The 25,380-nt window shown below is 47.6% G+C and carries 18 protein-coding genes; all 18 read right to left on the reverse strand.

Annotated elements, in window-relative coordinates; translation table 11 throughout:
* Window positions 1-34: 34 nt before the first annotated feature.
* Complete coding sequence (locus tag HMPREF1863_RS04340; RefSeq protein ID WP_068367718.1) at window positions 35-6,790, reverse strand: S-layer homology domain-containing protein; 6,756 nt, start codon at window positions 6,788-6,790, stop codon at window positions 35-37.
* Window positions 6,791-7,104: 314 nt separating this feature from the next.
* Window positions 7,105-7,833 (reverse strand): hypothetical protein, encoded by a 729-nt coding sequence (locus HMPREF1863_RS04345; protein WP_068367720.1) that lies wholly within the window; start codon window positions 7,831-7,833, stop codon window positions 7,105-7,107.
* Between the two features lie 101 nt (window positions 7,834-7,934).
* On the reverse strand, window positions 7,935-8,633 hold the full coding sequence (gene rplA / locus HMPREF1863_RS04350; protein WP_068367722.1) for a 50S ribosomal protein L1: 699 nt from the start codon (window positions 8,631-8,633) through the stop codon (window positions 7,935-7,937).
* A 42-nt stretch (window positions 8,634-8,675) separates the two neighbouring features.
* Window positions 8,676-9,101 carry a 50S ribosomal protein L11 gene (gene rplK, locus HMPREF1863_RS04355; protein ID WP_068367724.1) on the reverse strand — a complete coding sequence of 142 codons (426 nt, stop codon included), beginning with the start codon at window positions 9,099-9,101 and terminating at the stop codon, window positions 8,676-8,678.
* A gap of 59 nt (window positions 9,102-9,160) precedes the next feature.
* Window positions 9,161-9,691, reverse strand: coding sequence for a transcription termination/antitermination protein NusG (gene nusG / locus HMPREF1863_RS04360; RefSeq protein WP_068367768.1), 531 nt, complete (start codon window positions 9,689-9,691; stop codon window positions 9,161-9,163).
* Window positions 9,692-9,737: 46 nt separating this feature from the next.
* The gene (gene secE / locus HMPREF1863_RS04365) at window positions 9,738-9,965 is read right to left on the reverse strand and encodes a preprotein translocase subunit SecE (protein WP_068367727.1); all 228 of its coding nucleotides are present in this window, start codon (window positions 9,963-9,965) and stop codon (window positions 9,738-9,740) included.
* Between the two features lie 11 nt (window positions 9,966-9,976).
* Window positions 9,977-10,126 (reverse strand): 50S ribosomal protein L33, encoded by a 150-nt coding sequence (gene rpmG / locus HMPREF1863_RS04370; RefSeq protein ID WP_068367729.1) that lies wholly within the window; start codon window positions 10,124-10,126, stop codon window positions 9,977-9,979.
* A 134-nt stretch (window positions 10,127-10,260) separates the two neighbouring features.
* On the reverse strand, window positions 10,261-10,815 hold the full coding sequence (locus tag HMPREF1863_RS04375) for a hemerythrin domain-containing protein (protein WP_068367731.1): 555 nt from the start codon (window positions 10,813-10,815) through the stop codon (window positions 10,261-10,263).
* Window positions 10,802-12,352 carry an NAD(P)/FAD-dependent oxidoreductase gene (locus HMPREF1863_RS04380; protein WP_068367733.1) on the reverse strand — a complete coding sequence of 517 codons (1,551 nt, stop codon included), beginning with the start codon at window positions 12,350-12,352 and terminating at the stop codon, window positions 10,802-10,804. Before HMPREF1863_RS04380 ends, HMPREF1863_RS04375 begins: the two co-directional genes overlap by 14 nt.
* A 121-nt stretch (window positions 12,353-12,473) precedes the next feature.
* Complete coding sequence (locus HMPREF1863_RS04385) at window positions 12,474-12,944, reverse strand: hypothetical protein (protein WP_068367735.1); 471 nt, start codon at window positions 12,942-12,944, stop codon at window positions 12,474-12,476.
* A 109-nt stretch (window positions 12,945-13,053) separates the two neighbouring features.
* Window positions 13,054-14,142 carry a sensor histidine kinase gene (locus HMPREF1863_RS04390; RefSeq protein WP_068367737.1) on the reverse strand — a complete coding sequence of 363 codons (1,089 nt, stop codon included), beginning with the start codon at window positions 14,140-14,142 and terminating at the stop codon, window positions 13,054-13,056.
* Window positions 14,126-14,818, reverse strand: coding sequence for a VanR-ABDEGLN family response regulator transcription factor (gene vanR, locus HMPREF1863_RS04395; protein ID WP_068367739.1), 693 nt, complete (start codon window positions 14,816-14,818; stop codon window positions 14,126-14,128). The genes HMPREF1863_RS04390 and vanR overlap by 17 nt, the downstream gene beginning before the upstream one ends.
* A gap of 118 nt (window positions 14,819-14,936) precedes the next feature.
* Window positions 14,937-15,209: a type II toxin-antitoxin system RelB/DinJ family antitoxin gene (locus HMPREF1863_RS04400; RefSeq protein WP_068367741.1), complete on the reverse strand. Its 273-nt coding sequence runs from the start codon at window positions 15,207-15,209 to the stop codon at window positions 14,937-14,939.
* Between the two features lie 159 nt (window positions 15,210-15,368).
* Complete coding sequence (locus tag HMPREF1863_RS04405; protein WP_068367743.1) at window positions 15,369-20,309, reverse strand: phosphoribosylformylglycinamidine synthase; 4,941 nt, start codon at window positions 20,307-20,309, stop codon at window positions 15,369-15,371.
* A 9-nt stretch (window positions 20,310-20,318) separates the two neighbouring features.
* Window positions 20,319-21,845 (reverse strand): bifunctional phosphoribosylaminoimidazolecarboxamide formyltransferase/IMP cyclohydrolase, encoded by a 1,527-nt coding sequence (purH, locus tag HMPREF1863_RS04410; RefSeq protein ID WP_068367745.1) that lies wholly within the window; start codon window positions 21,843-21,845, stop codon window positions 20,319-20,321.
* The gene (purN, locus tag HMPREF1863_RS04415; RefSeq protein ID WP_068367746.1) at window positions 21,842-22,396 is read right to left on the reverse strand and encodes a phosphoribosylglycinamide formyltransferase; all 555 of its coding nucleotides are present in this window, start codon (window positions 22,394-22,396) and stop codon (window positions 21,842-21,844) included. The genes purH and purN overlap by 4 nt, the downstream gene beginning before the upstream one ends.
* On the reverse strand, window positions 22,393-23,427 hold the full coding sequence (gene purM, locus HMPREF1863_RS04420; RefSeq protein WP_068367748.1) for a phosphoribosylformylglycinamidine cyclo-ligase: 1,035 nt from the start codon (window positions 23,425-23,427) through the stop codon (window positions 22,393-22,395). The genes purN and purM overlap by 4 nt, the downstream gene beginning before the upstream one ends.
* Window positions 23,428-23,436: 9 nt before the next feature.
* Window positions 23,437-24,783, reverse strand: a complete 1,347-nt coding sequence (gene purF, locus HMPREF1863_RS04425; protein ID WP_068367750.1) for an amidophosphoribosyltransferase — start codon at window positions 24,781-24,783, stop codon at window positions 23,437-23,439.
* Between the last annotated feature and the right edge of the window lie 597 nt (window positions 24,784-25,380).

The raw sequence follows: 25,380 nt of genomic DNA on the forward strand, positions 1-25,380 counted from the left end.
AGGTGAGCATCCTCTCTTTCTTACTTTTCCGCATTTAGTTGGCGGCTTTTTGAATGTCTTCGTAAGCCCAGTGGTTTTCCGGCAAATCGCTAAACGCCTTGCGGGATTCCTTCTTGGGAATATTGAATGCGCGGTTAATCATGGCGATAATTTCCGCGCGAGTGACCACGCGATCGCCGCCAAAGGATCCGTCGTTGTAACCGACGACGATGCCCGCTTCTCGAGCGGCGCCGGCATAACCTGCATACCATGCATTGCCGGGAACATCTTTAAATCCGCCGGATTTCGGTTGAAGTCCTTTTAATTTCACGATCATCGTAACCGCTTGGGCTCTGGTAACGCCGTCGTGGGGACGGTAATTATTATCGCCGTAACCCGAAATAATGCCTGCATCTACTAAGGTTTTAAAGCTGTCGAAATACCAATCGGTCGTGCGAATATCCTTCAATTGTTTTGCCATGTCTTTGTTCACCGTAACGAAACGAGCGAGCATGGTGGCAATTTCAGAGCGCACTACTTGTTGATTCGGCTTAAAGGTTCCGTCGGGATAGCCTTTTACGAACGCTTCCTTGGGAACATGAACCGTAAAGTTTTGTTTCGTTTCCGTAGCCTTCGGTTTTTCAGCCGGTTTACTTTCTTGAGGTTTCGCCGGGGTAGATTGAGTGTTGCCGTTCGGTCTGTAGCTCGTCCAACCGGAAGAAGAACCCCTCGGCACGTCTTTCTTATCGTCGGAAGGTTTCGGAGACGGTTGCGGTTGAGGCGTCGGCTTCGGTTGCGGTTGAGGCGTCGGTTGCGGTTGAGGCGCAGGTTTTTGTGTTTCTACCTTTAAGCCTGCCGCCGCTTTTTCCACATCGCCCTTGGCTTTGTTCATGGCCGCTTTATCTTTTCCCGCCAAAACCTTTTCGGCCTTGGCAATGGCCTTTTCTACAGCCGATTTCGTTTCGGCCGTGTACTTCTTGCCGTCGTTTAATTTATTCTTTGCCTCTTGAATCGCTGCCCCTAAAGCATCTTTCGCTTCTTTAAGCTTGGTATCTTCTCCGCTAACTGCCGGTTTGACTTCGAGGGCCTTAACGGCCTTTTCCAAGGCAGCATTCGCCGTGTTCATTGCTTCGGCATCGTTGCCTTTTAATGCTTCCTTAGCAGCTGCCAGTTTTTCTTCTACCGCTTTCTTACTGTCAGCAGTATAGTCTTTGCCGTCTTTAAGCTTGGCTTCTGCCGCCGCGATGGCCTTGGTTAGAGCCGCTTTCGCTTCTTTAAGCTTGGCGTCTTCTTGTGGAACAACTTCCTTTTCTTTAAGGGCCTTCACGGCATTTTCAAGATTAGCTTTCGCCGCGTTCATTGCTTCGACATTGTTGCCTTTTAATGCTTCCTTAGCAGCTGCCACTTTTCCCTCTACCGCTTTCTTACTGTCAGCAGTATAGTCTTTGCCGTCTTTAAGCTTGGCTTCTGCCGCCGCGATGGCCTTGGTTAGAGCCGCTTTCGCTTCTTTAAGCTTGGCGTCTTCTTGTGGAACAACTTCCTTTTCTTTAAGAGCCTTAACGGCCTTTTCCAAGGCAGCTTTCGCCGCGTTCATTGCTTCGGCATCGTTGGCTTTTAGCGCTTCGTTAGCCACTGCTAATTGATTGTTTACCTCTTGCTTCGTTGCGTCGGTGTAATCTTTGCCGTCTTTCAGCTTGGCTTCTGCCGCCGCGATGGCTGCCCTTAAAGCGTCTTTCGCTTCTTTAAGCTTCGTGTCTTCTTGACTTGGCGTATTTGCAGGGGTCTTGAAGTCTACCGAGTAGCTGAATTCCGTTTCAAAATTATTCTTCGACAACATCACGCGACGGGTCAATTTATAATTTGCGCCGGGATCTAAGGCGGCTTCAATGGTCGGGTTTAAACTGTCTACCGGATCGATTTCCGATTCCACATCGTTGTGACCCTTGTTCTTTACATAACCGTTATAGACAACGGAGGATTTATCGCCTTCGATCTTTTCGATAATGTTTTGAATCTTCCAATCCCAGCCGTCTTTATCCAGGACTTGTGCAATACCTAATTGATCATTGGCGGTGCGAATACCGTATTTCTTGTAAATAGTATTTTTTACAAAGGCTTTGTATTCGTCGGGATTCTTAAAGAATTTCCAATCATTAATATCTCCAATATTCCAGTAGAACATTTGAAGGAGATCCAAATCTTGGCTTACCTTTACGTTGCCGTCTGCATAGTTCACTTGTGCGTTGAAGGCGCTGCGTTGAGGTTGGTAATAGTTGTCGTGGGTGTCTTTAATAGTGACGCCCGCTTTTTTAATGGTAGCCAATTCGCTGTCCGTTAACGTGGACTTCAAGTAGTTGCAGGATACGTCGAATTTGTTGAAGCGCACCCTTTGACCACTCGCCTTTTCCGCGATTTTATCGAAGGGAATGTCTTTCAGGAGATTACCCTTTACGATTAAATTCGGAAACTTCGTGGCATATTGGTTGGCGTTATCCGCCATGCGGAGCCATAAGCTCTCCGGCAAGGATTCAATCTCGTTGTTTTCCAAATCGAGGATGACCAGTCGGCTTAATTGATCCATGGCCCCCGGAAGCGCCTTCAGCTTGTTGTTGTTGGCTCGAAGCTCTTCCAGACGGCTATAGTTTCCGAAGACTTCCGGCAAGGACGTCAGTCGATTACCGTTCACATTGATGACGGCTAATTGTTTATAGCTATCTGCAAATACGCCGTCCAGGCTGGTGAGCTTGTTGTCGGATGCATAGAATTTTGCCAAACGGCTCGCATTTTTTACGAACCCTTCCGGTAGTTTTTCAATGCCGTTGTTGGACAGGTCGATTTCTTTGATTCTTTTATTTTTCGCCAGTAAATCTTTGTCCAAGTCTTTTAACTTATTCCCGGACATCCATAAAGTGGAGAGGTTTTCGTTTTTGTCGAAAATGCCTTTGGGCAGTGTTTCGAGCTTGTTGCCGTAAATATTAATATGGGTAACGCCTGTCATCTTGTCGAAAAGCCCTGCAGGGATTTCGGTAATGTCGTTGCTGGAAAGCTCGATACCCGTAACGCCGGGGCCGAGATCCTTCAACATGGAAATATCCGGTGTCTTACCAATTTTTTCTCCGGAAAGATCCAGGTGGCCGGTGGCCTTACTTAATTCTTCGGGGGAAAGTTTGCCGTCATTATCTAAGTCTCTAACGCCGGCATCTAAAAGCTTTAAGGTCAGATTGTCGGCGTTTCTCTTCTTTTGTACTTCGGGATCCGTAGGATCGTCGTAGCCTGTAAAGCCTTTTTTAATGGGGGCTTTAAAGTGCAGATCGGCCTTCGTATATTTATCGAACTGACCGATTTTGTCAGCACTTCCTCCCATAATTTTTACAAGAACGGCGAGTTTTTGAATTTGATCCAAGTCCTTCACTTCGCAAGTATAAATGGCTTGGCCTTGTTTTAAACCGTCGGTGGTTTTTACGCCGGACTTAAATTGGTCGTCGATCTTCATGCCTAAGTCCAGTATTTGATCCGCCATTTTGCCTACTCGCAAGGACAACATCATTTTGCCGTTCTCTACAACAAGCTTGGCGCGATTTCCGATAATTCCGCTTACCATAGGAAGGTCTGCGGTTTCGCCCTCTTTCGATGCGATAAATTGAATGGTGTATTCGCCGTTGGGAAGCTTGTCCGTTAAACCGAAATTATCGGTCTTAGCAGGTGCTTCGCCGGCTTTTCTGTTTTCCCACTCGCTTCTGTCGGAGAAGACCACCTTAATGTGGGGATTTTCTCCCGCCTTTTCCATGGCTTCTTGTAATCCGTCGCTAATAACGTCAAAAGCATTGGCGGTGCCGTAGGAGCAGTAGCCGTCTACATTTTTAATGGGCTCGCCGCCATTAATCGTAAAGGTGGCTTCCTTGATCGCCTTGGCTAAAGCCTTTTGAGCATCAAATTCATTTTGCTTCGGATAGTTTTTGAAGAAAATCTTTAACGATTTCGATCCGTAACTGGATGTTTCGAGTTTCACCGCTTCAATGGCGAAGCGTTCATTCAGTTTTCGCGTATCCCCCGGTTCTTCTTTTACGCCGGAGGTTACAAAGTAATAGCTGAATTTATCCGCTTCAAAGACGATCTTATCGCCTTGGATCTTCACGTCTTTTACAAGTTCGGGAGCCGCTGTGCCCTCTTTATCGAAGTGGTAAACCTTCACGCTGTCTTTATCGTGTGCTCCAAGGGGAAGGGTTACTTCTACCTTGCGATTGGGTTGTTGTTTCACATTCTTGAGCAGGAAGCTGATGTCAAAAGCCGTTACAGTCTTGGCTTTTTCGGCAACAGACTTCACTGCCGCATTGTCTTTTACAAATTGACCGCCTGCCACATTGACGACTTTGAGTTCCGTTCCTTCTTTGAACGCTCCCTTAGGGTATTCAACCGATACCTTCGCAGCGTCGTCGGTTTTGGTAATCATCTTGTCGCTTGTTATGGCGTAAGTGGTAAAGGTGTTGGTGGAATAGGTAATAAAGTCGCCTTCCACTTTCGGCTCTACCTTGTCTGCTCCCGTTTGCAATTGATCGTCGTCGTCTTCGTAAGCATAGGCTTGGTACAACGCGACGCTTCCCATATTGTGGTCGCCTAGGGGGAAGAAAAGTTTCACATTCTTAATCGTACCTTGATTTACTCCGTTCTTTACGAAGGAAACCTTGTAAGCGGTAAAGTTACCTGCTTTGTCGATTTCTTTGGCCGCGTTTTTGTAGGTTTCAAAGAATTTTGCCTTATCGACTTTTTCTACTTTAAGTTCCGTTCCCTCTTCAAAGACATCGGACATGTATTCCGCTTTAACGCCTGTGGCAGCGTCGACTTTGGTGACGAGCTTGGGCGTTTCCGGTTGCGGTTTCGGCGCATTGGGATCTTCCACCGGCGTAATGGTCACGGTTTTGGTCGCCGTCGTGTCGTCATTGAAGGTAATGTCCACTTTGATTTCGCTCTTGCCGTAAAGGGCTTTGGCAATGGCTTCGTCGTTGGAAATGTAGTGATCGGTGACCCTGCTGTAACCGAAGGTGGATTTGTCGTAAGCTTTTCCGTTGATTTTAATGGTCTTAATTTCGCCATCAACTTCTTTTGCCTTTTGAGCCGAACCGAAATCCAGTTCCAATTGAGGCGAGGTTCCATTGATTTTAAAGATGATGTTTTGAATGGGGTAATCGTCTTTCTTTCCGGTTTCGGGTGCCGGCGTTTCGTTTCCGCTTTCGCTGGGTTTGTTATCCCAGACGGAGCCGTCGGAGAAAGTGACCACGATATGGGGATCTTCCCCTGCTTGTTTTAACGCCTCTCCTAAAGCCGGTCCACCGTACTTACTATCAGAGTAGGCTTCAAAACATTCGGTCATACCTCGTGTGATCCAACCTTGAACATTGGTAATCTTATCTCCGCCATTAACTTGGAAACTGGCATTCTTCATGGCTTCTTCCAATGCCGTACTTTCCGCCGTATCTGATTTAGGCGGAAGGTTTTTAAAGAAAATTTTAGGCGTACTGTAGTCGTATTCCTTTTTCCAGTTTTTAGAAAAACCGATGTGATCGATTTGGAAACGCTTAGCCAATGTATTTTCATTGCCCGTTTCCGGTTTTTGTTTTTTATCTTCCTTTTCGATGTATTTCTTCACATCGAATTTAATATCTTTCGGCGGTACATAACCTGCTTGGGTGTAGGTAATGGTGTTGCCGTCTTTAAAACCGATTTCGATTTTATGCGCCTTGTTGTCTAAAAGCTTTAAGCCCGTCATGGCAAATTCAAGCTTCCCGTTAAACAGCGTAAGATCTCTCGTGTCTTTCTTTGCATCGACAAAGAAGTTTGAGAAACCCGGTCTTAAATCATTGCCTTGATTGTCGTCGACGAGAATATAGCGAATGTTTTGGAAGTATTTGCCATACCATTCTTCTTTTGGAGTATCGCTTGAAAGGACAAGGGCATTGCCTAATTTTTCAGGCGTTCCAACGCCGTCGATTTCCAAACCGGCTGCCATACCGCCGGTATTCACTTGTCTGAGTTTTTCATTCGGCGCAGGTTCGTTGTTCTCGTCCACATAACCCTCTTCCGTCTTCACGACTTCCGAGCCGTCTTTCATGATGATTTTAAATTCGTGGGCGGCGTTGTTACCGAAGTTCTCGACAATGGCCGTCGCATCTTTCATTTTGTCCCATGTGCGGAAAACGCCGTCTTGCCAAAGAAGATTGGGATAATTGTCGCTGCCTATAAAGTTCAGCGTCTTGCCGTCGATGACGACTCTCTCCACATTGTTTTTTAATAAGTAAGTTAAGGCGCCGCCGTTGTCGGAATCATATTTGTATGATAATCGAACGCCGACATAGGTTCCTATGGGATCCTTACTGGATTTGCCCGTTTCGATGGATGTTATCGTTAGGCCGTCTGCCATTTTCTTTATGTTTTCGTTTTTGATCACGCCTTTATAAAAGGTATAACCTTGTGCCGCAATCTCGATAGTATTTTCCGGCAGTGCGAGCACATGATTGTCGATGATGATTTTTCCTCCACGTTCATCAAAAGCGAATTTATAATTCCCTTCGCCCGTCGTGGTACCTTCTTTGTAATAAAATTGCTTGTTTATTTTTATGGTTGTAATGCTGTGCATCCAATCGCTTTGCTCGTCGCTAAGCTTGCCACCGCTAAATCCAATTTTTAGATCCCCTTCGGAAGTGTCGAATACAATGCCTTGAGGCACTTCTTTTGCGCCGTTGGCCTCCACACTCCTTACAGGAAAACTTGTCAGCAACATACAAAAAGCTAACAAGAGCGCTAAATGTCGTTTCATTCATTATCCTCCTTATATATGAAATTAAGTCACCTAACTGATACTCTCTATCATCATACTATACTAGGAGATGGCACTTATCAATATTTTAAGACTACTATTTTTTGTTAACCTAGGTTAACAAATTGCCGTTGATAGACCTTCTCATATGATTTCGATCCTTGAAATTACGCCATTCTTCTAAAAGTAAACAGAGGGTTATTTTTTTCTATTTTTTTCTACGGAAATCTGAATACTAAAAAAGCACCTCGTCGTCATGAGATGCTTTCCATTATGTTTTATATGCGAAATGAAATTTCTCGAAAGGCGAAGTTTTATTTCGCCTTTTTATCGAAGGCCGTCGACGTCAACACCGACCAAATTCCTTCGATGGCTTTGGAGCGATCGCTGGGCGCTTCTCCCGTGGCTCGCGTATCGGGCACGGCTACTCGCGCCACTAAAAAGTTTCCCTCATCCATATCTAAAATGGTGTCGTCTTTTTGGGGAAAGTCCTTTGGATTTTTAATGATGCTCGCCAAAGTTTCGCCCGTAGGTGTAAAGATAAAATCCACGCGCCCGTCGGCTTTTTTGACTTCCACATTTTTTATGCCGTCTTCCGGCCAATCCCAGCGCAAGGGCACTTCTTTGACACTCTCTTTTTTCGAAATATCGCTGTAGGCCAGGCCCGGATTGTCGAAGGTTGAGATGACGACGAAGTTGCGGTCTTTATCCTTGTAGTAAGGGGCGTCTGTGGCGGAGGCAAGGTCGTCGGCTTTGAAAAATACGCGGCCGTCTTTTTTGATATGATTTCCCTTTTCCAGAGGAAATTGCAAAATACGCTCGCCTGGGGTTTTAAAGGAAAGGCTGTCGCTTTTATCGATGGTGAGCCAGCCGTGGGCGGAGGCGATGGCGCTATCGGCGATGAAAAGATCGTCGCCCTTTTGAATGTAATCTTCTTTTGCCATGGCTTGCCCGGATAAAAAGACGTAGTTCAAGGGAATGGTTTCTTTTCGGCTGCAGCCGATTACGCATAGTAAGCATAGAATTAAAAGTATTCGCTTCATATTTTCCCTCCTTTTTTTGTATTTTATCACGGCAAAGAGAGGAAGGAAATATATCGTACAAAAAAAGCACCTCGCCTCTGCGAGATGCTTTTGTATTTGAGTTAATCCATTAATTTAGAGCCATTAATGCGGATGCCGGGGCCCATTGTGGACGCCAGGGTAACCGAACGCAAGTAACGACCTTTCGCAGAGGCCGGCTTGGATTTAATAATGGCGGACATAAGTGCCTTTAAGTTGTCGGTGAGCTTTTCGCTACCGAAAGATTTTTTGCCGATGGGTACGTTGATGATAGCCGCTTTGTCGACGCGGTATTCAACTTTACCTGCTTTGATTTCTTCGACAGCTTGCGCTACGTCGAAGGTAACCGTGCCGGCTTTCGGGTTCGGCATAAGGCCTTTAGGACCTAACACGCGACCGATACGACCGACGACGCCCATCATATCCGGAGTAGCGACGACGACGTCAAACTCGAACCAGTTTTCTTGTTGAATCTTTTGAACGAGTTCTTCACCGCCTGCGTAATCTGCGCCTGCGTCTTGGGCTTCTTTTAATTTGTCGCCCTTAGCAAAAACGAGGATACGTTCCGTACGGCCGGTACCGTGAGGCAATACGACGGTGCCTCTAACTTGTTGGTCGGCGTGACGGGGATCGACACCTAAACGTACGGCAAGTTCGATGGTTTCATCGAAGTTTGCAACGGCTGTTTTTTGAACAAGCTCGATGGCTTCGTTGAGGTCATATAGACGCGAACGATCGACGAGTTTTAAACTATCTTGATATTTTTTACCTCTTTTAGGCATGTTTAACCTCCTTGTGGTTCAAACGAAATGGAATTTCTCCCACTAACCTTCTACTTCGACTCCCATGCTGCGTGCCGTACCGGCGATCATGCGCATAGCAGATTCAATATTCGCAGCGTTTAAGTCCGGCATTTTTGTTTCGGCAATTTCACGGCATTGAGCGCTGGTGATCTTAGCCACTTTTTTCTTGTTCGGCTCGCCACTTGCCTTGTTAATTCCGGCTGCTTTTTTAATAAGAACAGCTGCCGGCGGCGTCTTGGTAATAAAGGTAAAGGAACGGTCTTGATAGACGGTCATGACGACCGGAATAATCATACCGGCTTGATCTTGCGTCTTGGCGTTAAATTGTTTGGTAAATTCCATAATGTTAACGCCGTGGGGTCCCAATGCAGTACCTACCGGGGGTGCCGGTGTAGCTTTACCTGCGGGGATTTGTAATTTGACTAATGCTATGACTTTCTTTGCCATAGTACACCTCCTAATGTGGTTTCGCGGGGTTTCCCTCCCACTCTTAATGTGCTGACGTCTTAGGCCTCAACTAATTGGTTTTCGTCCAATTCGACCAATGTGTCTCTTCCAAACATGGAAATCGAGACTTTTATTTTTTGTTTTTCCGTGTCCAACGCTTCCACCGTGCCGATGAAATCTTCAAATGGCCCGGTTAAGACTTTTACCCTGTCACCTACGGCGTAGGTGTCCATGGTCTTTTCCACACGGCTTACGCCGAGGTTTTGGACTTCTTCGTCGGAAAGGGGAATCGGTTTGGATCCCGGGCCTACAAAGCCCGTAACACCTCTCGTGTTTCGCACGACATACCAGGACTTATCGTTCATAATCATCTTCACGAGGACGTAGGAAGGGAACATTTTGCGTTCCTTTAATTTTTTTACGCCTTCTTTTTCTTCGACGTAATCTTCCATCGGTACCTGAACATCAAAGATCATATCGCCGAGATCCTGGTTCTTCACCATGGATTCCATATTGTCTTTGACTTTATTTTCGTGGCCGGAATAGGTGTGAATCACATACCAGCGTGCTTCATCCGAACCGAGATCCATCTCGTCACGGTTTAAATCATCTGTCAATTGAAATCCTCCAATACGCTTACAGTCCGAAAATTAAGCCCATAATATGGCTAAAGACAAAATCAACGGCGTATAAAAAGATGGCGGTGACGACGCTGACCAAAATAACGATGACGCTATATTGGAAAAGCTGTTTCTTAGTCGGCCAGACAACACGCTTAAATTCCCTTTTAACACCGCGGAAATAGCGGCCTAAAGATTTTTTATCTTCAACCGTTTTCGGCGTTGCTGTGGACTTTTGCGCCATTGTATCTCTCCTTACTTGGTTTCCTTGTGAACCGTATGAGTCTTACAGAACTTGCAATACTTTTTAAGTTCCATACGCTCAGGCGTGTTCTTTTTGTTTTTGTAGGTTACATAGTTGCGTTGTTTGCACTCTGTGCACTCTAACTGTACGCGATCTGCCATAAGGCACCTCCTTAACTTTCATTAATGGAAATAAACTCAATAAAAAAGGGCTTTTACAAGCCGCTTTTTCCGAAACCTCGGATTGGTTTATAGGGTGATTTTATCAAAGGAAAAGCCTCTTGTCAATGAATTTCCTATGCTTTCAACGTTTTTTCAAATCGTTGGAGTTCGCCGAGGTAATGTTCTCTCCGTTCCCTGTGATTTTCTTCGAATGCCTTCGTCTCCTCGTCCACGGTCTTTAAACGGGATTCGGAAAGATTTTTTTCCGCAAAGGGATAGACTACGGTGTTTTCCCGCGTGGCGTGGGCTTCCAATAAAAAGGCGTAGTTGTAAAGCAGCCCTACCACGTCTACAAGTTTTGCCGTGGAGGGATCTTGTTCGTAGGCTACGTAATGTTCTTCCAGGGAGGAAATAATATGGCGCGCCTGATCGTGTTCCACGAGCATTCCCTGGCGCACGACTTTTTCCGCTACGGGGCCTAAATCTTCCAACATATAGTTAAAGAGAATAAGTTCTTCTTTTCCGTGGTGATGGGCATCCGCATAGTTGCGCACAAAATCGATCATGGCAGGCACATCCTTTAATATGCTCCGATCCCCTTCCAATACCTTTGCGATAGCGCCACGAATAAACGTGGTAAACCGTAAAATATTGTCGTGTTCTTCTTCTAAAACTTTAATGCCGTACATGATCTTTCTCCTTTTCTATGATTTTCTCTGCAATGCGCATACCGTCAATGGCCGATGATACAATGCCGCCGGCATAACCTGCCCCTTCTCCTGCAGGATATATATTCTCGTGGCGAAGGGATTCCAAACTTTCCCGATCCCGCGTCAGGCGAACGGGAGACGAGGATCGGGTTTCCGGCGCCGTTAAAATCGCCCCCTCCACCAGGGCGGGAAAGTATTCGCCGATTTGACGAAGCCCTTCGGTGAGCGTGGAGTCTAATGCTTTCGGATAAAGGCTGTGGAGATCGGCAGCGTAAGTTCCCGGTAAGTAAGTGGGCGCCACCGTATCCTCTTCCTCTTTCCCTAAATAGCGCGCCACCGATTGAGTAGGCGCTTTATAGGATCCGCTCATGTCGTAGGCTTTCTTCTCGATCATGCGCTGAAATTCCACGCCTGCCATGACCCCTTCGCCGTAAACCGATTCGTCAATGGTGACGAGAATAGCGGCGTTGGCGTTTTTACCGTCGCGGGCTTTATAGCTCATGCCGTTGGTGACGATGGTGTGCTCTTCCGATTGAGACGCCACTACTTTTCCCCCGGGACACATGCAAAAGCTATAGACGCCTCTGCCCTCGATTTGAGCGCTCACTTGGTAATCGGCGGCAGGCAAATGGCCGCACATGTCGCCGTATTGGTTTTCGTCGATTGTTTTTTGATCGCTTTCGATGCGAAAACCTACGGCAAAGGGCTTGGATTCCATGGCCATGTTCGCTTTTTCCAAATACTCGAAGGTGTCCCGCGCCGAATGGCCAAGGGCGAGGACGATGTAATCTCCCTCGACATTCCCTTTCGACGTCTCGACGCTAAATTTATCCCCTTCTCTCGAAAAGCCTTCGAACCGCGTGCGAAAATGAAATTCCGCTCCCATTTCTTCCAGCTCTTTTCTGAGCATCACGAGGACTTTTCGCAAGGCGTCGGTGCCGACGTGGGGCTTTTTCTTGTAAAGAATGCTTTCATCCTTCGCCAAGCGGGAAAAAAGTTCCAGTACAAAGCGACCCCTCGGGTCTTTGGATCGGCTGGTCAGTTTGCCGTCGGAAAACGTGCCGGCGCCCCCTTCGCCGAATTGCACATTGCTCTCCGTATCCAGCTCGCCTCCGTTCCAGAAAGATTCCACGCACTTTATGCGCTCCTCCACCCGATCGCCACGCTCTAAAATAAGAGGCTTGACGCCGCGGCTTGCGAGGACGTACGCGCAGAAAAGTCCGGCGGGTCCTGCGCCGACGATAATGGGCCGCCCTTCGCTTTCAATGGGGCTGAGGTCGTAGGGCTCTTCGTGAATCGCCGTTATTTTTTTGTTCGTCTTTAATTTTTTCTTAGCAGCAATGTCGACGGTGGCCGTAAATTGCATGGAGCGCCCTTTTCGCGCATCGATGGATTCCCGATGACGTCGCCAGGTGTAATGTCCTTTTTTCAGACCGGTCAGCTTTTCGATGGCCTCTTCGTAAAAAGCAGGTTCCGAATCGATCGGTCGATTGAGATTATGGATTCTGTAGTTCATGGTTTTATTATCCTTTGTATTTTCCCGTCGGTCAAGTTTTCTGTTTTGCCGATAATCAATGGAATCGCCTAGTCATCCATTCCAAAATAAAAAGCCGACGAGGATTTCTCCCCTTCGGCTTTTAAAAGGTTGGCCCATTTTGTTTTAAGTTTTCTTCTACGCCCGAGGGATCCTGTGCCTTGGCTTTATCCAGCATTTCCTTAAAATATCGCCGCGTGGCGTCGTCGCATTTAGATGGGCTCATGTAGGCCATGTCCGTTGCCTTTTCCAATTCCTCAATGGCTTTGTCGGCTCGTTCTTTATTCGTTTTGTAATTGTTAAGCCATTCCATTTCCCAAGCCTCTTCCCAATATTGGGATGCGCGCGTGTCGCCATAGCCCGCTTGATATTCGGCGTCTTTCTCACCGTCAAGTTCGGTGGGCACCTTGTAATCTTCCGGCCAATTCAATGCCGCCACTGTCTTTTTAAATTCTCCATTGGCATCATCGTAGGACGTAAATCCCTTTTGAGTCCCCTTACTGCAGGCGCAAAGACTATAGGTAAGGGCTACTACAAGAATCATACATAAAACGGATCTTAGTTTTTTTCTCATTGAAATCTCCTCTTTTCCAAATGTTATTTCTACATTCAGTATAGGAGGAAAGACTTCTTCAAGTTTCTCTTTCTCTCTCCGATTTTATGATGGTTTTCTCCTGATTTTTCTACTTTTTTCCTACTTTTTTAAAGATGATCCGAAAACGCACCTTGCCCTCGTCGCTTTCCGCCGCGATGGACGCCCCGTGGGCGCGGAGAATTTCCCGAGCGATAGCAAGCCCCAGACCGGAGCCGCCGGCAGAATGGCGGGAGGGATCCAGTCGATAAAAAGGTTCGAAAATATTTTCCAAATCGTCCACGGGAATAGTTCGGCAAGCGTTGGTGAAGTCGACGATCACGTCCTCATCGCCCTCAGTAACGGAAACATCCACGGCGCTGTTGCTGTCCCCATACAAATAGGCGTTTTTCAAAAGATTGCCGAAAACCCGAGACAGTTTATCGGCGTCGCATCGAAGAGAAACTTTTCCCGACACGCGAAGATTGCAGTTCATGTGTTTTTCGTCGAAAAGGGGCTTGAATTCAAAAATGATCTGCTCCAAAAGAAGGCTCAAATTACATTCCCTCTCCTCCAACTTTAAGTTGGAGAAATTAAATTTTGCCATCTCGAAAAACTCATCGATTAAATCCGAAAGCTCCTTCGACTTTCTCAACACGACGTTAAGGTACTTTTCTCTCTCCTCTTCGTCCAAGGGTATATCGCCGTTTAACAAATTCAAATAGCCGAGAATGGATGCCAAGGGCGTTTTCAAGTCGTGGGCCAAATTTACGATTAAATCACTCTTCTGCTTTTGGCGCTGCGCCGCCAAGGATTCATTTCGAATGTTTTCCGCCTTTAATGCATTGATTCTTTCGGCAATTGCAGCCAGCTCCGGTGACAACTCAATGGCGCCCGCTTCTTTGTCGAAAAGAAGGCTCGTCGCTTCCTGTAGCTCATCCATATAGTGAACCAATTGCTTAAACAACCTGTAGGTGGTCAGCATAATGAAGAAAACCCAAATTCCCAAGGCCGGATAAATCAGATACAGATCTCTGTAATATAAATAATTGAAGGGATCGTGTCCATTCAACCATCGACGCAGGCAAATACTTGTAATAAGCGTGCCGAAAAACACCGCCGCAGTAATAAGGACGACTCGGATCGTGTAGCGCTTAAAAATCCCGCGGAGCAAGTTGTCGCTGTTATTTTTCGATGACATAACCCACTCCCCAAACGGTTTTGATGTACTTCGGATGGCGTCCGGAATCCTGCATCTTCTCCCGAATCCGCCCGATATGTGCCATCACGGTGTTGTTGTTGTCCATGTATTTTTCCCGCCAAATCGCTTCAAAAAGCGCCTCCGACGAGACGACATTTCCTAAATGCTCGCAAAGGTACCACACAATTTCAAATTCAATGGGCGTCAGCGAAAGAGGCTTTTCGTTTAAGGTGCATTTGTGCTCCTTTTTGTTTATGACCAGCCCGCGAATGGATACCGTATCCTCCGACACACCGATCTCTTGATTATAACGGCCGCTTCGGCGAAGTTGGGTTCTAATTCTCGCCACAACTTCCAGAGGATTAAAGGGCTTGGTCATGTAATCGTCGGCCCCTACGGTTAGACCTAAAATTTTATCTCCGAAATCAATTTTCGACGTGAGCATTAGAATGGGGAAAAAGTAATTTTCTCGAATTTTTTGGCACAGGCTGAATCCGTCAATATCCTCCAGCATAATGTCCAAGATCATGGCATCCGGGGGATGTGCTTTAATTTTTTCGAGAGCCTCTTTGCCGTCGAAGGCCTTTTCCACGTCGTAGCCCTCGTTATTAAGATAAATCGCCAGCAGTTCGGAAATTTCTTTTTCATCGTCCACTATGAGAATTTTTTCTTTCATTCATTTTCTCCGTAAGTCATAAAATAGTTTTCTCCCGGAACTTTACTATAGCAAAAGCATCGAATCAATGATGACCAATAGCCATCATCCCTTTTTAAATCTCTTTGTAAACTTTATTTTATACTTCAAGGGCTTTCCTCAAGTCATCTATAGTGTCGAAAGATTTGACATTCTTATCTTTAGCAATTATTCTTCCCTCTTCTATGGCTTCTATGGTTTCATCACTTGGAGCATCAAGTTTTAAATCAAAGGGAATGCCGCTTTCTCTAATACTTGCTCTTAAAAACATATTAATTGCAGTCGTCATATTTAAACCTAAACTGGAGTAAATTTTTTCTGCCGCTTCTTTTATTTCTTTATCTGTTCTTATATTCAAATTGGTTGTAGTCATTTCCTCATCTCCTTTGACTTTATTATATGAATGTATTCGTGCATAGTCAATACACTGTCATTACGTTATGCGCGATAAATACGTAACTGTTTGTGCTATTAAAAGACCCCCAAAGGCCGGATCTCTCGGTCCAACCTTTGGGGGCAGTGCATTTTTCTCTTAATTTTGTTTGCCTTTAATATAATCTACGCCGGCTTGGATGACGGGCATCACGTGAACGTCGGGGATGTTCTTGTAAAGATCATCTTCCACCCGCTCGATGTGGCCCATTTTTCCTAAAATGTGGCCGTCTCGGCTCACGAGGCCTTCAATATTAAAGAAGCTGCCGTTAGGATTATCTACATAGGTAAAGGCGATTTGATTGTTCTCAACCAATTCTTCCGCCTGTTCTTTCGAGCAGACGAGGCGTCCTTCCCCGTGACTTACGGGCACCATGTAGCGGTCGCCGGGATTCAAATACATGAGCCAGGGCGAATCGTTGGTGGCCACTTCCGTTTCCACGATCCGCGCCACGTGGCGGGAGTTGTCGTTAAAGGTAAGGGTCGGCGAATCGTCTGCTTGAGCGCGGCCTTCGCCAAAGGGAAGATAGCCCGATTTAATCAGGGCTTGGAAGCCGTTGCAAATGCCGAGGACGAGGCCTTTCTTTTCTTTTACGAGGACGTCCATGGCTTCTTTCATAGCGTCGGTACGTAAAATGGCGGCGATAAATTTCGCCGATCCGTCGGGTTCGTCGCTAAAGCTGAAGCCGCCGGGAATGGCAAAGATATCCGCTTCTTTTACTTTTGCCGCCAAGGTTTCAATGGAGCGCACAGTTTCTTCCGCCGTTTGATTGCGGAAGACGAAGACTTCCGTGTCGGCGCCGGCTTTTGTAAACACATCGGATGTATCGTATTCGCTATTAGTGCCAGGGAAGCAGGCGATGAGCACGCGACAATCATCTTTTGCTTCTCTCGCTGCGATGCGATCGTTGCCCTTTTGAATCTTGCGAATGTCTTCTCCCTTTTGTTCTTTTTCAGAGGGGAATACCGATTCCAAGCCGTAACGGTAAGCCTTAAAGATGGCTTCTCGATCTAAGGATTCGCCGTTGACCGTATAGCCTTTTTCTTTCAGCTCGCCGATTTCTTCCACACCGTCGAAAGCTTCTTTGTATTCTACGATAATATCGCCGTAAAGAGCGTTGTAAAGATCGTCTAATTGTACGTCAAAGCCTACATCATTTCCGAGGGCGGAGATGATCATGCCGGGAAGGGTGCCGTAACGGGTAACGGCGGCGGCGGAAAGGACATTGCCCTTTTCCATTTCCCCTCTCAGGGTGTCCGCCATGGCTTTAAATGCTTCGATGTCGATTTTGCCGTCGTCCAAACGGGTCGCCTTTAAAATGCCCAGCTTGTTTCCCGCTTTTTGGAATACATTGCTCACCACATTTTTCGATTTCATGGGGGCAATGGCGAAGGAAACGAGGGTCGGCGGTACGTCTTTATCTCTAAAGGTGCCGCTCATGGAATCTTTGCCGCCGATGGGAGGCACTTCAAAATCCATGCAGGCGTCGAATGCGCCGAGAAGGGCCTTCAAGGGTTTTTGCCAACGCTTGGGACCTTCGCCGAGCTTTTCAAAATACTCTTGGAAGGTAAAATACATATCCCGAATATCGGCGCCGGTGGCCACAAGTTTCGCTACCGATTCCACGACCGCATAATATGCGCCAAGGTATTGGTTTTCCGAAAGGAATTCGGGATTTGCGCCAAAACTCATGACGCTCGCCGTGTCGCTGCGCTTGTTTTCCACGGGAATGAGCCCCGCCATGGCTTGGGTCGGCGTCAATTGATACTTGCCACCTAAGGGCATGAGCACCGTGCCGCGGCCGACGCTGTTGTCGAATTTCTCGATGAGATTTTTTTGGCTCACGATGTCCAGATCCGCCATGCGTTTTAAAATATCCTTCGTCGTGTAGTCATTGTATCGGTGGAAGAAGTGAGACATGGCGTCCCCTTCCACTTCCACCTTTTGACTGCGATCCACGCCCGCCGTTTCGATAAAGGCGCGGTCTAAATCCACGATCAATCGGTCGCCGTAATACATGCGCATAGCCGGCTCTTCCGTCACTTCCGCCACGACGGTCATTTCAAGATTTTCCTCGTCACTCATGGCTCTGAAGAAATCCAAATCCTTTTTCTGAATGACGACCGCCATACGTTCTTGGGATTCGGAAATGGCAATTTCTCTCGGAGAAAGGCCGTCGTATTTTAAAGGCACTCTGTCCAAGTGAATCTTCAACCCGTCGGCAAGTTCGCCGATGGCGACGGATACGCCGCCGGCGCCGAAGTCGTTACAGCGTTTAATCTTCGATGCGATGTCTAGGTTTCTGAAAAGGCGAAGAAGTTTTCGCTCTTGAGGTGCGTTCCCTTTTTGTACTTCCGCCGATGCGGTGGTAAGGGAAGCCGCCGTATGTTCTTTACTGCTTCCCGTTGCGCCGCCGACGCCGTCACGGCCGGTTCTGCCGCCCATTAAGAGAATAATATCGCCCGCTTCCGGCGTGCCGCGCCATACATTTTCCGTGGCCACGGCTCCGACGACGGCGCCGATTTCCATGCGCTTCGCCATGTAGCCCGGGTGGTAAAGTTCTTCCACAAGGCCTGCGGGAATGCCGATTTGGTTGCCGTAGGATGCGTATCCGTCGGCCGCTTCGGTAGTGATTTTCTTTTGAGGTAATTTACTTTCCCACGTGTCCTCAATGGGCATGGTGGGATCGCCGCTTCCCGTTAAGCGAAGGGCTTGATAAACGTAAGCTCTTCCGGAAAGGGGATCGCGAATACAACCGCCCAAGCAGGTAGACGCGCCGCCGTAGGGCTCGATTTCCGTCGGGTGATTGTGGGTTTCGTTTTTAAACATTAAGAGGTAGGGAATGGTTTCCTTTTCGCCGGATTTTAAATCCGTGGCTTCCAACTCGATGTGAATGGAGCAGGCGTTAATTTCTTCCGATTCTTCGATATTGGTCTTAATGCCTTCTTTTTTAAGATACTTGGCGACAAGGGTACCCACGTCCATTAAACTAACGGGCTTTTTGCGATTTAAAGCTTCTCGCGTACCCATGTAGCGATCGAAAGCTTCTTTGATCACGGGAGACACTTTTTCGTCGAAGTCGATATCGAGTGCCGTGTTAAAGGTGGTGTGACGGCAGTGATCGGACCAGTAGGTATCTAAAATTGCCAGTTCCGTTTCGTTAATATCCCTGCCCAAGGATTGGAAATGTTTTTGAATAAAGGCGAAGTCTTCCATGCTCATGGCCAGTTCCATGGCGTCGAAATGTTCTTTAAGTTCCTCTTCGCTCCAATCCGTAAAGCCTTCCACCACGGGGTTTTCTAAATTTTGAGGGCTTTCTTCCCGCAACGTCGTCGGTACGCCGAAAAGGCTGCCGATTTTTTGGTCGACGGAATTGACCAAGTGGTTTACGATATTTCCGTAATCTTTTTCGTCGAGATTTCCTCTAAAATCATAAACCGTCGCCGTCTTGCTCGTTAAGTGGGTATGGCCGAACATAGCGGTGGCCGTGTCCATAACGCCGGCATTCCGTTGATCGTATTGGCCCGGCTGATATTCTACTACCAGGCCGCGGTCCATTTCGCTTTGAAGTTTAAAAGCATCTTCGTTGACGTAAACCACGTCGCTGGGCGCTTCGGACAAAACTTCCTTTGCGAGACGTTCCGCTTCATCGAGGGTCAAGCCTTCCAAATCGTAACGGGCGTAAACTTTTACATCGTCTAAAGAGATGCCCAGTTCTTCTTTCAAGCTGTCTTTTAAGGCCAACTCGCCGTTATTAAATCCGGCTTTGCGACCTACGTAGACGCGGGAAAGTTTCGGGCCGATGTCTCTTCGAATTTGTTTATGTTCAAATTCAATTTTATCGGCGGCATCGTACGCCTTTTCCATGGCCGTTTCAAAATCGTCGGCCACGGCGGTAACCGTAAGCACTCTGCCCCCTGCCGTAACAAGTTGGCCGTCTTTTTTCGCCGTGCCGGCGTGGAATACCTTCACATCACCGAGATCTTCGGGAATAGTAATGGGGACGCCTTTTTCCGAAGAGGCGGGATAGCCGCCGCTTGCGAGGGTTAAGGAAACAACTTTTTTGTCGTTTTCTTTAACCTCTACGGAGGAAAGTTCCCCTTTGGCCGTGGCCATCATAATGTCTAAAAGATCGCCGTCTAAGCGTTCCAAAACCGATTGAGTTTCCGGATCGCCGAAGCGGCAATTATATTCCAAAATTTGCGGGCCGTCATCGCCGATCATAATGCCCATGAAAATTAAACCGCGGTAATCCATGCTGTCGTCTTGAAGTCCCTTTAAGAAAGGTTTCACGAGAACGTCGTCGATGCGATCTAAAAGAGGAAGAGCTTCTACATTGGGCGCATAGGTTCCCATGCCGCCGGTGTTCGGCCCCCGTCCCCCTTCGTAAATAGATTTGTGATCTTTCGCCGTAGAAAGAGGTTTTATGGTTTTGCCGTCGCAGAAAGCGAGGAGGCTCATTTCAAAGCCTTCTAAAAATTCTTCCACGACCACGCGATCCCCATCAAACTTTTTGTCCACGAAGACATCGTTTAAGAAAGCATCCACTGCCCCTTCGTCGTAGACGATGGCGACGCCTTTGCCTGCCGCCAAGCCGTCCGCCTTTAAGACGCAGACGCCCTTTTCTTCCAGCATGTTCACGGCCGCTTGGCGAATGGCATCGCGATTATCCGATTCCATGTAGCCCGCCGTGGGAATATGATGGCGCGTGCAGAATGATTTTGTGGCGGCCTTGGAGCCTTCCAGCTCAGCCGCTTGTTGATTGGGTCCGAAGATTAAAAGGCCTTCTTCTTCAAAAGCATCGACAATGCCGTCCACCAAGGGAGCTTCCGGGCCCACGATGGTAAAATCCACGGCCATGTCTTTTGCAAATTTTAAAAGCGCGCTGATGTCTTCAGCAGAAATAGAGATGTTTTCGCCGATCGCATCGGTGCCGCCGTTTCCGGGGGCGAAGTAAATTTTGTCTACTTTTTTATTTTGAGCGATGGATGCGCCGATTGCGTGTTCGCGTCCGCCGCCGCCAACAATGAGTACCTTCACAATGCCTCCTTAATGTTTAAAATGACGAACGCCGGTAAAGACCATGGAAATAGTTCGTTCGTTACAAGCTTTTATGGAATCTTCGTCGCGGATAGAACCGCCCGGTTGAATAATCGATGCGACACCGTGTTCCGCCGCCGCTTTGACGCAGTCGTCGAAGGGGAAGAATGCGTCGCTCGCCATAACACTTCCCGTGAAATCTCGATCGGGATTGTGATTGAAAATATTTTCGAGGGCCCAGATACGGCTGGTTTCGCCGCCGCCGATGCCCATTGTTTTTCCGTCTTTAATGAGCACCACAGCGTTGGAACGCACGTACTTAACCACCTTCATACCGAAGAGAAGGTCGCGCTTTTGTGCATCCGTCGGTTCGGTTTCGGTGACGATTTTATAATCTTCCTTGGCGCCGATATCCGTGTCTTGAAGTAAAATCTTGCCGCTTACCATGCGCATTTCCCGTTTAAGGGGCGCGGCGTCGAAGTCCACGCGAATAACCCGGAGATTTTTCTTTTGCTTAAACACTTCGAGAGCTTCTTCGGTAAAATCTTTTGCCGCAACGACTTCCAGGAAGATCTTCACCATTTCTTCGGCACAGGCTTTATCTACCGTCGTATTGAGTGCGACGATGCCGCCGAAAATAGAAAGGCTGTCGGCTTCAAACATTTTCTTGTAAGCGTCCAGTGCCGTTTCCCCTAAGGCGACGCCGCAGGGCGTGGCGTGTTTTAAGCCAACGCAGATAATGCCGTCACGTTCGGGATCAAATTCCCCGGCGAGGCCTACAGCGGAATTAAAGTCGTTGTAGTTATTGTAGGAAAGTTCCTTCCCTTGGAACTGTTCCATATGGGTAAAGTACGATTCCACCATGGGGTCGGAATAAACTTCCGCCTTTTGATGGGGATTTTCGCCGTAACGTAAATCGGAATCCTTTCGCATGCCAATGGTGGTGTACTCGCTCATCTTTCCCGTAAGTTCGCGGAAGTAACGGGAAATCATGGAGTCGTAATAGGCCGTCAAGCTGAAGGCCTTCATGGCGAGCTCTCTACGGAAAGCCAAATCATCTTCGGGAGATTGTAAGTGATCCAACATGCGGTCGTAATCTTTGGGATCGGTGACCACGTAAACGTCCTTGTGGTTTTTAGCCGCCGAGCGAATCATGCTGGGGCCGCCGATGTCGATGTTTTCGATTAATTCCTCGTCGCTTTTTTTAGCGTGGTAGGTTTCTTCAAAAGCGTAAAGATTGACGCAAACGAGATCGATACTTTCGATGCCGTGCTTTTTCACCGTATCCACATGGGATTGTTCGTCTCGCTTATATAAAATGCCGCCGTGTACCATGGGGTGAAGGGTCTTCACTCTGCCGTCGAGCATTTCCGGGAAATGGGTGTAGTCGTCAATAGCCACTACCTCTACCCCTGCCTCTTCAATGGCGCGGAGCGTGCCGCCGGTAGAAAGAAGGGTGTAGCCCGCTTCCTTCAAACCCTTGGCAAAAGCACCGATTCCCGATTTGTCTGTTACCGATAACAACGCATACTTCATAGAATGCCCTCCTCACAAAAACGAACCGCCGTTTTCAAAAGTTCATGCTCCAACACGAGCACCGTTTCCTGAATTTCCTTAGGCGAACGAAGCCTGCGAATGTCCACCGAGGACTGAAGCAAAATCTTGCCCCCGTCGACGGTTTCATTCACGTAATGCACCGTGGCGCCGCTTCGCACCTCGCCCGCTTCAAATACCGCTTCGTGCACTTTTATGCCGTACATGCCCTTGCCGCCGTAAGCGGGCAAAAGGGAAGGATGAATATTAATAATTCGCCCCTCGTAACGGTGTAAAAGGTCGCCGCTCAGTATTTTTAAGTAACCGGCGAGGACGATAAAATCGATGCCTTCCTTTTCCAGCACCGATACTAAATCGTCGTCGCCCTCAACATATGTTTTTTTATTCATCGCCTCAGCACGTTTCAGACCGTAGGCATCCGCCTTATTGGATACCACCAAGGCGATCTCGGATTTGAAAAATCCCGCCGCCTCGGCGTCCAATAAAGATTGCAAATTCGTGCCCGATCCGCTGAGTAAAACCGCTATTTTCATCGCAATTGCACGACGCCTTCGCCGGATTCGATAGAACCGATAGCCCACGCCTTGTCGTCGGTTTCTTCGTTGATAAAGCGGAGCACCTCGTCCTTTTCACCTTCCGGTACGACGACGACCATGCCCACACCCATATTAAAGGAGCGATAAAGTTCTTCTTCCTTAATGTCGCCGGAATCTTCCATGTAGCGGAACACATCGGGCATGTCCCAGCTGCCCTTGTCCACGCGGCAATCTAAATCCTTGGGAAGGACACGGGGTACATTTTCGATTAAACCGCCGCCTGTAATATTGGAAATGGCCTTGACGTGGAACCGTTCCGTTAGCGCTAAAATCGTCTTGACATAAAGCTTCGTCGGGCGGAGAAGAACCTCGCCGACCGTGCCGTCTAAACCTTCCACTTCGCTTGTAATGTCAAAGCCCTTGTGCTCGAAGAAAAACTTGCGGGCCAAACTGTAACCGTTGGAGTGAAGACCGCTGGACGCAAGGCCGATGACCGCATCGCCTTCGGCTACATCCCGTCCGTCGATGATCTTATTCTTATCGCAAAGACCTACGGCAAAGCCGGCGAGATCGTATTCGTCTTCCCCGTAAAGACCGGGCATTTCGGCAGTCTCCCCGCCGATTAAAGCGCATCCGCTTTCACGACAGCCTTGGGCGACACCTTCCACGATTTTTTGCATCTTTTCAGCCGACACATGACCTGTGGCCACGTAGTCGAGGAAAAAGAGAGGCTTCGCCCCTTGGCAAATTAAATCGTTGACACTCATGGCCACAAGATCGATGCCCACCGTGTCGTGAACATCCATCATTTGTGCAACCAAAAGCTTCGTGCCCACACCGTCAGTGGCGCCTAAAAGCACGGGTGATTCCATGTCCTTGGCGGCGGAAAGATCATAGCCGCCGGAGAACAAACCGATATCCCCGAGTACATTCTTGTCGTAAGTAGAAGAAACAGCTTTCTTCATAAGTTCCACGGCACGATTGCCTTCTGTAATATCGACCCCTGCGTCTTTATACGATAATGTCATAACTTCCTCCTAAATCACTGTCGGATCGACGGGATAATCCCCGTCAAAGCATGCTGTACAATATTTGGAAATTTCCTTCTTACCTGCTCTGACGAGACCCTCTTCCGAAATAAAAGCGAGAGAGTCTGCGCCGATACTCTTTTCAATCTCCTTAATGGATTCATTGGCGGCAATTAAATTCTTACGATTGGGCGTGTCGATGCCGTAATAGCAGCAATACTTAACCGGCGGCGAGGTAATGCGCATATGCACTTCCTTGGCTCCCGCTTCTCGCAAACGATAAATCAAATTGCGGCTCGTCGTGCCGCGCACGATAGAGTCGTCCAGCAAGACGATGGATTTTCCCTTTACCACATCCCCCAAGGGATTGAGTTTCAGCTTAACCGCCATATCCCTTTCCTTTTGCGTCGGCTTAATAAAGGTTCTGCCCATGTAGCGATTCTTGACGAGCCCTTCGCCGTAGGGAATATTCGACGCTTGCGCATAACCGATGGCGGAAGGAATGCCGCTGTCGGGAACCGGCACTACGAGATCCACATCACAAGGCGCTTCTTCCCATAAAATTTCGCCACAACGTCTTCTAAACGTATAGGCATTGACATCGTCCAACGTCGCATCATTGCGAGCGAAATAAACATACTCGAAAATACAATGCTTCGGCGTAGCAGGCGATTCATAATGATCGGAGTGAATGCCGTTTTCGTCGATAACGACAATTTCACCGGGCGCCACATTCCGCGTCATCTTGCCGCCGATAATTTCAATGGCCGCATTTTCACTGGCGACGATAACATCCTCGCCGTCTTCCCCTAAGACCAAGGGGCGGAAACCGTGGGGATCCCTAAAGGCCACGACCTTATCCTTAATAAGCGCCGTAACGGAATAAGCCCCTTGGATCACGCCCATGGTTTTTTTAATGGCTTCTACAATATCCCCATTGTAGTAGCGGGTAATTAAGTAAAGAATAACCTCCGTGTCATTGGTGGTTTGAAACATCATGCCTTCTTCTTCAAGGCGTTCACGCAAAATTCGGTAGTTCACCAAATTCCCGTCATTGGCGAGAGCGATCATTTCCCCGCCGACAAAACCCATAATCGGTTGAATATTGTAATCGTGGCTGCCTTCCGCCGTGGAATAGCGCACGTGGCCAATACCGATCGTGCCGGGAAGATCACGTAAAGTATCTTCCGTAAAAGCATCGATCACAAGACCCATCGAACGTTTTCTGCGAATCTCCTCGCCGTCAAAAACGGCCATGCCTGCTGCTTCCTGTCCCCTATGTTGCAGAGAATTCATCCCATAAAACAAGCTCGTACTAACTGTCGATTGACTATAAATTCCAATAACGCCACACATTCGTCGTAATCGATCCTTTCCTCATATTCTGTTTTTAAAAACTTACCGTCTTACGAAGCGTTTGTTGTTTAAAGTCCCCCTTAGACTTTTCGACCTCCTAAACACAAAAAGAGATACGGGTGCCGTATCTCTTTCAAAAACCGATCCCGAGACCGGACATGGAATTGCTAAACGAATAGGAAAACGTAACCTTCATCGACTTTTCAGCATGCGCATCACCTTTCGATCTGCACATCAACAGAATAAGTCGATTCACCATTACATACCCCCTTAATTCAGCTACATTGTACCATAATTACATGGGTTGAACAATTCAAGAAATGGAATTTTCAGAAAGGAAAATTATTACCTTTTTAACAAAAGAATAATAATTTTCTAGGCAGGTTTAGAAGAAAGGTCTCTAATAAAAAATCTTTTTTTAAATCGGTTTTACACAACCCGAAAAACCCTGTCGCACCATCTCCCTTTCCGGCCGGCACTATAACGAAAAATGCCTTCGGCATTTTCCTGATTATTGTCTGGCGCTAGAGGAAGTTATTCTCCAGCGAGAAATAAAGTCTCACGTTCACCTTGCGACGGCAAAGTTTTTACCTGAAA

Source organism: Aedoeadaptatus coxii, assembly GCF_001553115.1.
Classification (GTDB): Bacteria; Bacillota; Clostridia; order Tissierellales; family Peptoniphilaceae; genus Aedoeadaptatus; species Aedoeadaptatus coxii.

Excerpts from the sequence above, each read along its gene's own strand:
- HMPREF1863_RS04380 (WP_068367733.1), bottom strand. The coding sequence starts at position 12,352 with ATGAACTACAGAATCCATAATCTCAATCGACCGATCGATTCGGAACCT.
- purF (WP_068367750.1), bottom strand. The coding sequence starts at position 24,783 with ATGTGTGGCGTTATTGGAATTTATAGTCAATCGACAGTTAGTACGAGC.
- nusG (WP_068367768.1), bottom strand. The coding sequence starts at position 9,691 with ATGGATCTCGGTTCGGATGAAGCACGCTGGTATGTGATTCACACCTAT.
- purM (WP_068367748.1), bottom strand. The coding sequence starts at position 23,427 with ATGACATTATCGTATAAAGACGCAGGGGTCGATATTACAGAAGGCAAT.
- HMPREF1863_RS04390 (WP_068367737.1), bottom strand. The coding sequence starts at position 14,142 with ATGTCATCGAAAAATAACAGCGACAACTTGCTCCGCGGGATTTTTAAG.
- HMPREF1863_RS04375 (WP_068367731.1), bottom strand. The coding sequence starts at position 10,815 with ATGTACGGCATTAAAGTTTTAGAAGAAGAACACGACAATATTTTACGG.
- vanR (WP_068367739.1), bottom strand. The coding sequence starts at position 14,818 with ATGAAAGAAAAAATTCTCATAGTGGACGATGAAAAAGAAATTTCCGAA.
- HMPREF1863_RS04340 (WP_068367718.1), bottom strand. The coding sequence starts at position 6,790 with ATGAAACGACATTTAGCGCTCTTGTTAGCTTTTTGTATGTTGCTGACA.
- HMPREF1863_RS04385 (WP_068367735.1), bottom strand. The coding sequence starts at position 12,944 with ATGAGAAAAAAACTAAGATCCGTTTTATGTATGATTCTTGTAGTAGCC.
- purH (WP_068367745.1), bottom strand. The coding sequence starts at position 21,845 with ATGAAGTATGCGTTGTTATCGGTAACAGACAAATCGGGAATCGGTGCT.
- HMPREF1863_RS04400 (WP_068367741.1), bottom strand. The coding sequence starts at position 15,209 with ATGACTACAACCAATTTGAATATAAGAACAGATAAAGAAATAAAAGAA.
- purN (WP_068367746.1), bottom strand. The coding sequence starts at position 22,396 with ATGAAAATAGCGGTTTTACTCAGCGGATCGGGCACGAATTTGCAATCT.
- rplA (WP_068367722.1), bottom strand. The coding sequence starts at position 8,633 with ATGCCTAAAAGAGGTAAAAAATATCAAGATAGTTTAAAACTCGTCGAT.
- rplK (WP_068367724.1), bottom strand. The coding sequence starts at position 9,101 with ATGGCAAAGAAAGTCATAGCATTAGTCAAATTACAAATCCCCGCAGGT.
- rpmG (WP_068367729.1), bottom strand. The coding sequence starts at position 10,126 with ATGGCAGATCGCGTACAGTTAGAGTGCACAGAGTGCAAACAACGCAAC.
- HMPREF1863_RS04345 (WP_068367720.1), bottom strand. The coding sequence starts at position 7,833 with ATGAAGCGAATACTTTTAATTCTATGCTTACTATGCGTAATCGGCTGC.
- secE (WP_068367727.1), bottom strand. The coding sequence starts at position 9,965 with ATGGCGCAAAAGTCCACAGCAACGCCGAAAACGGTTGAAGATAAAAAA.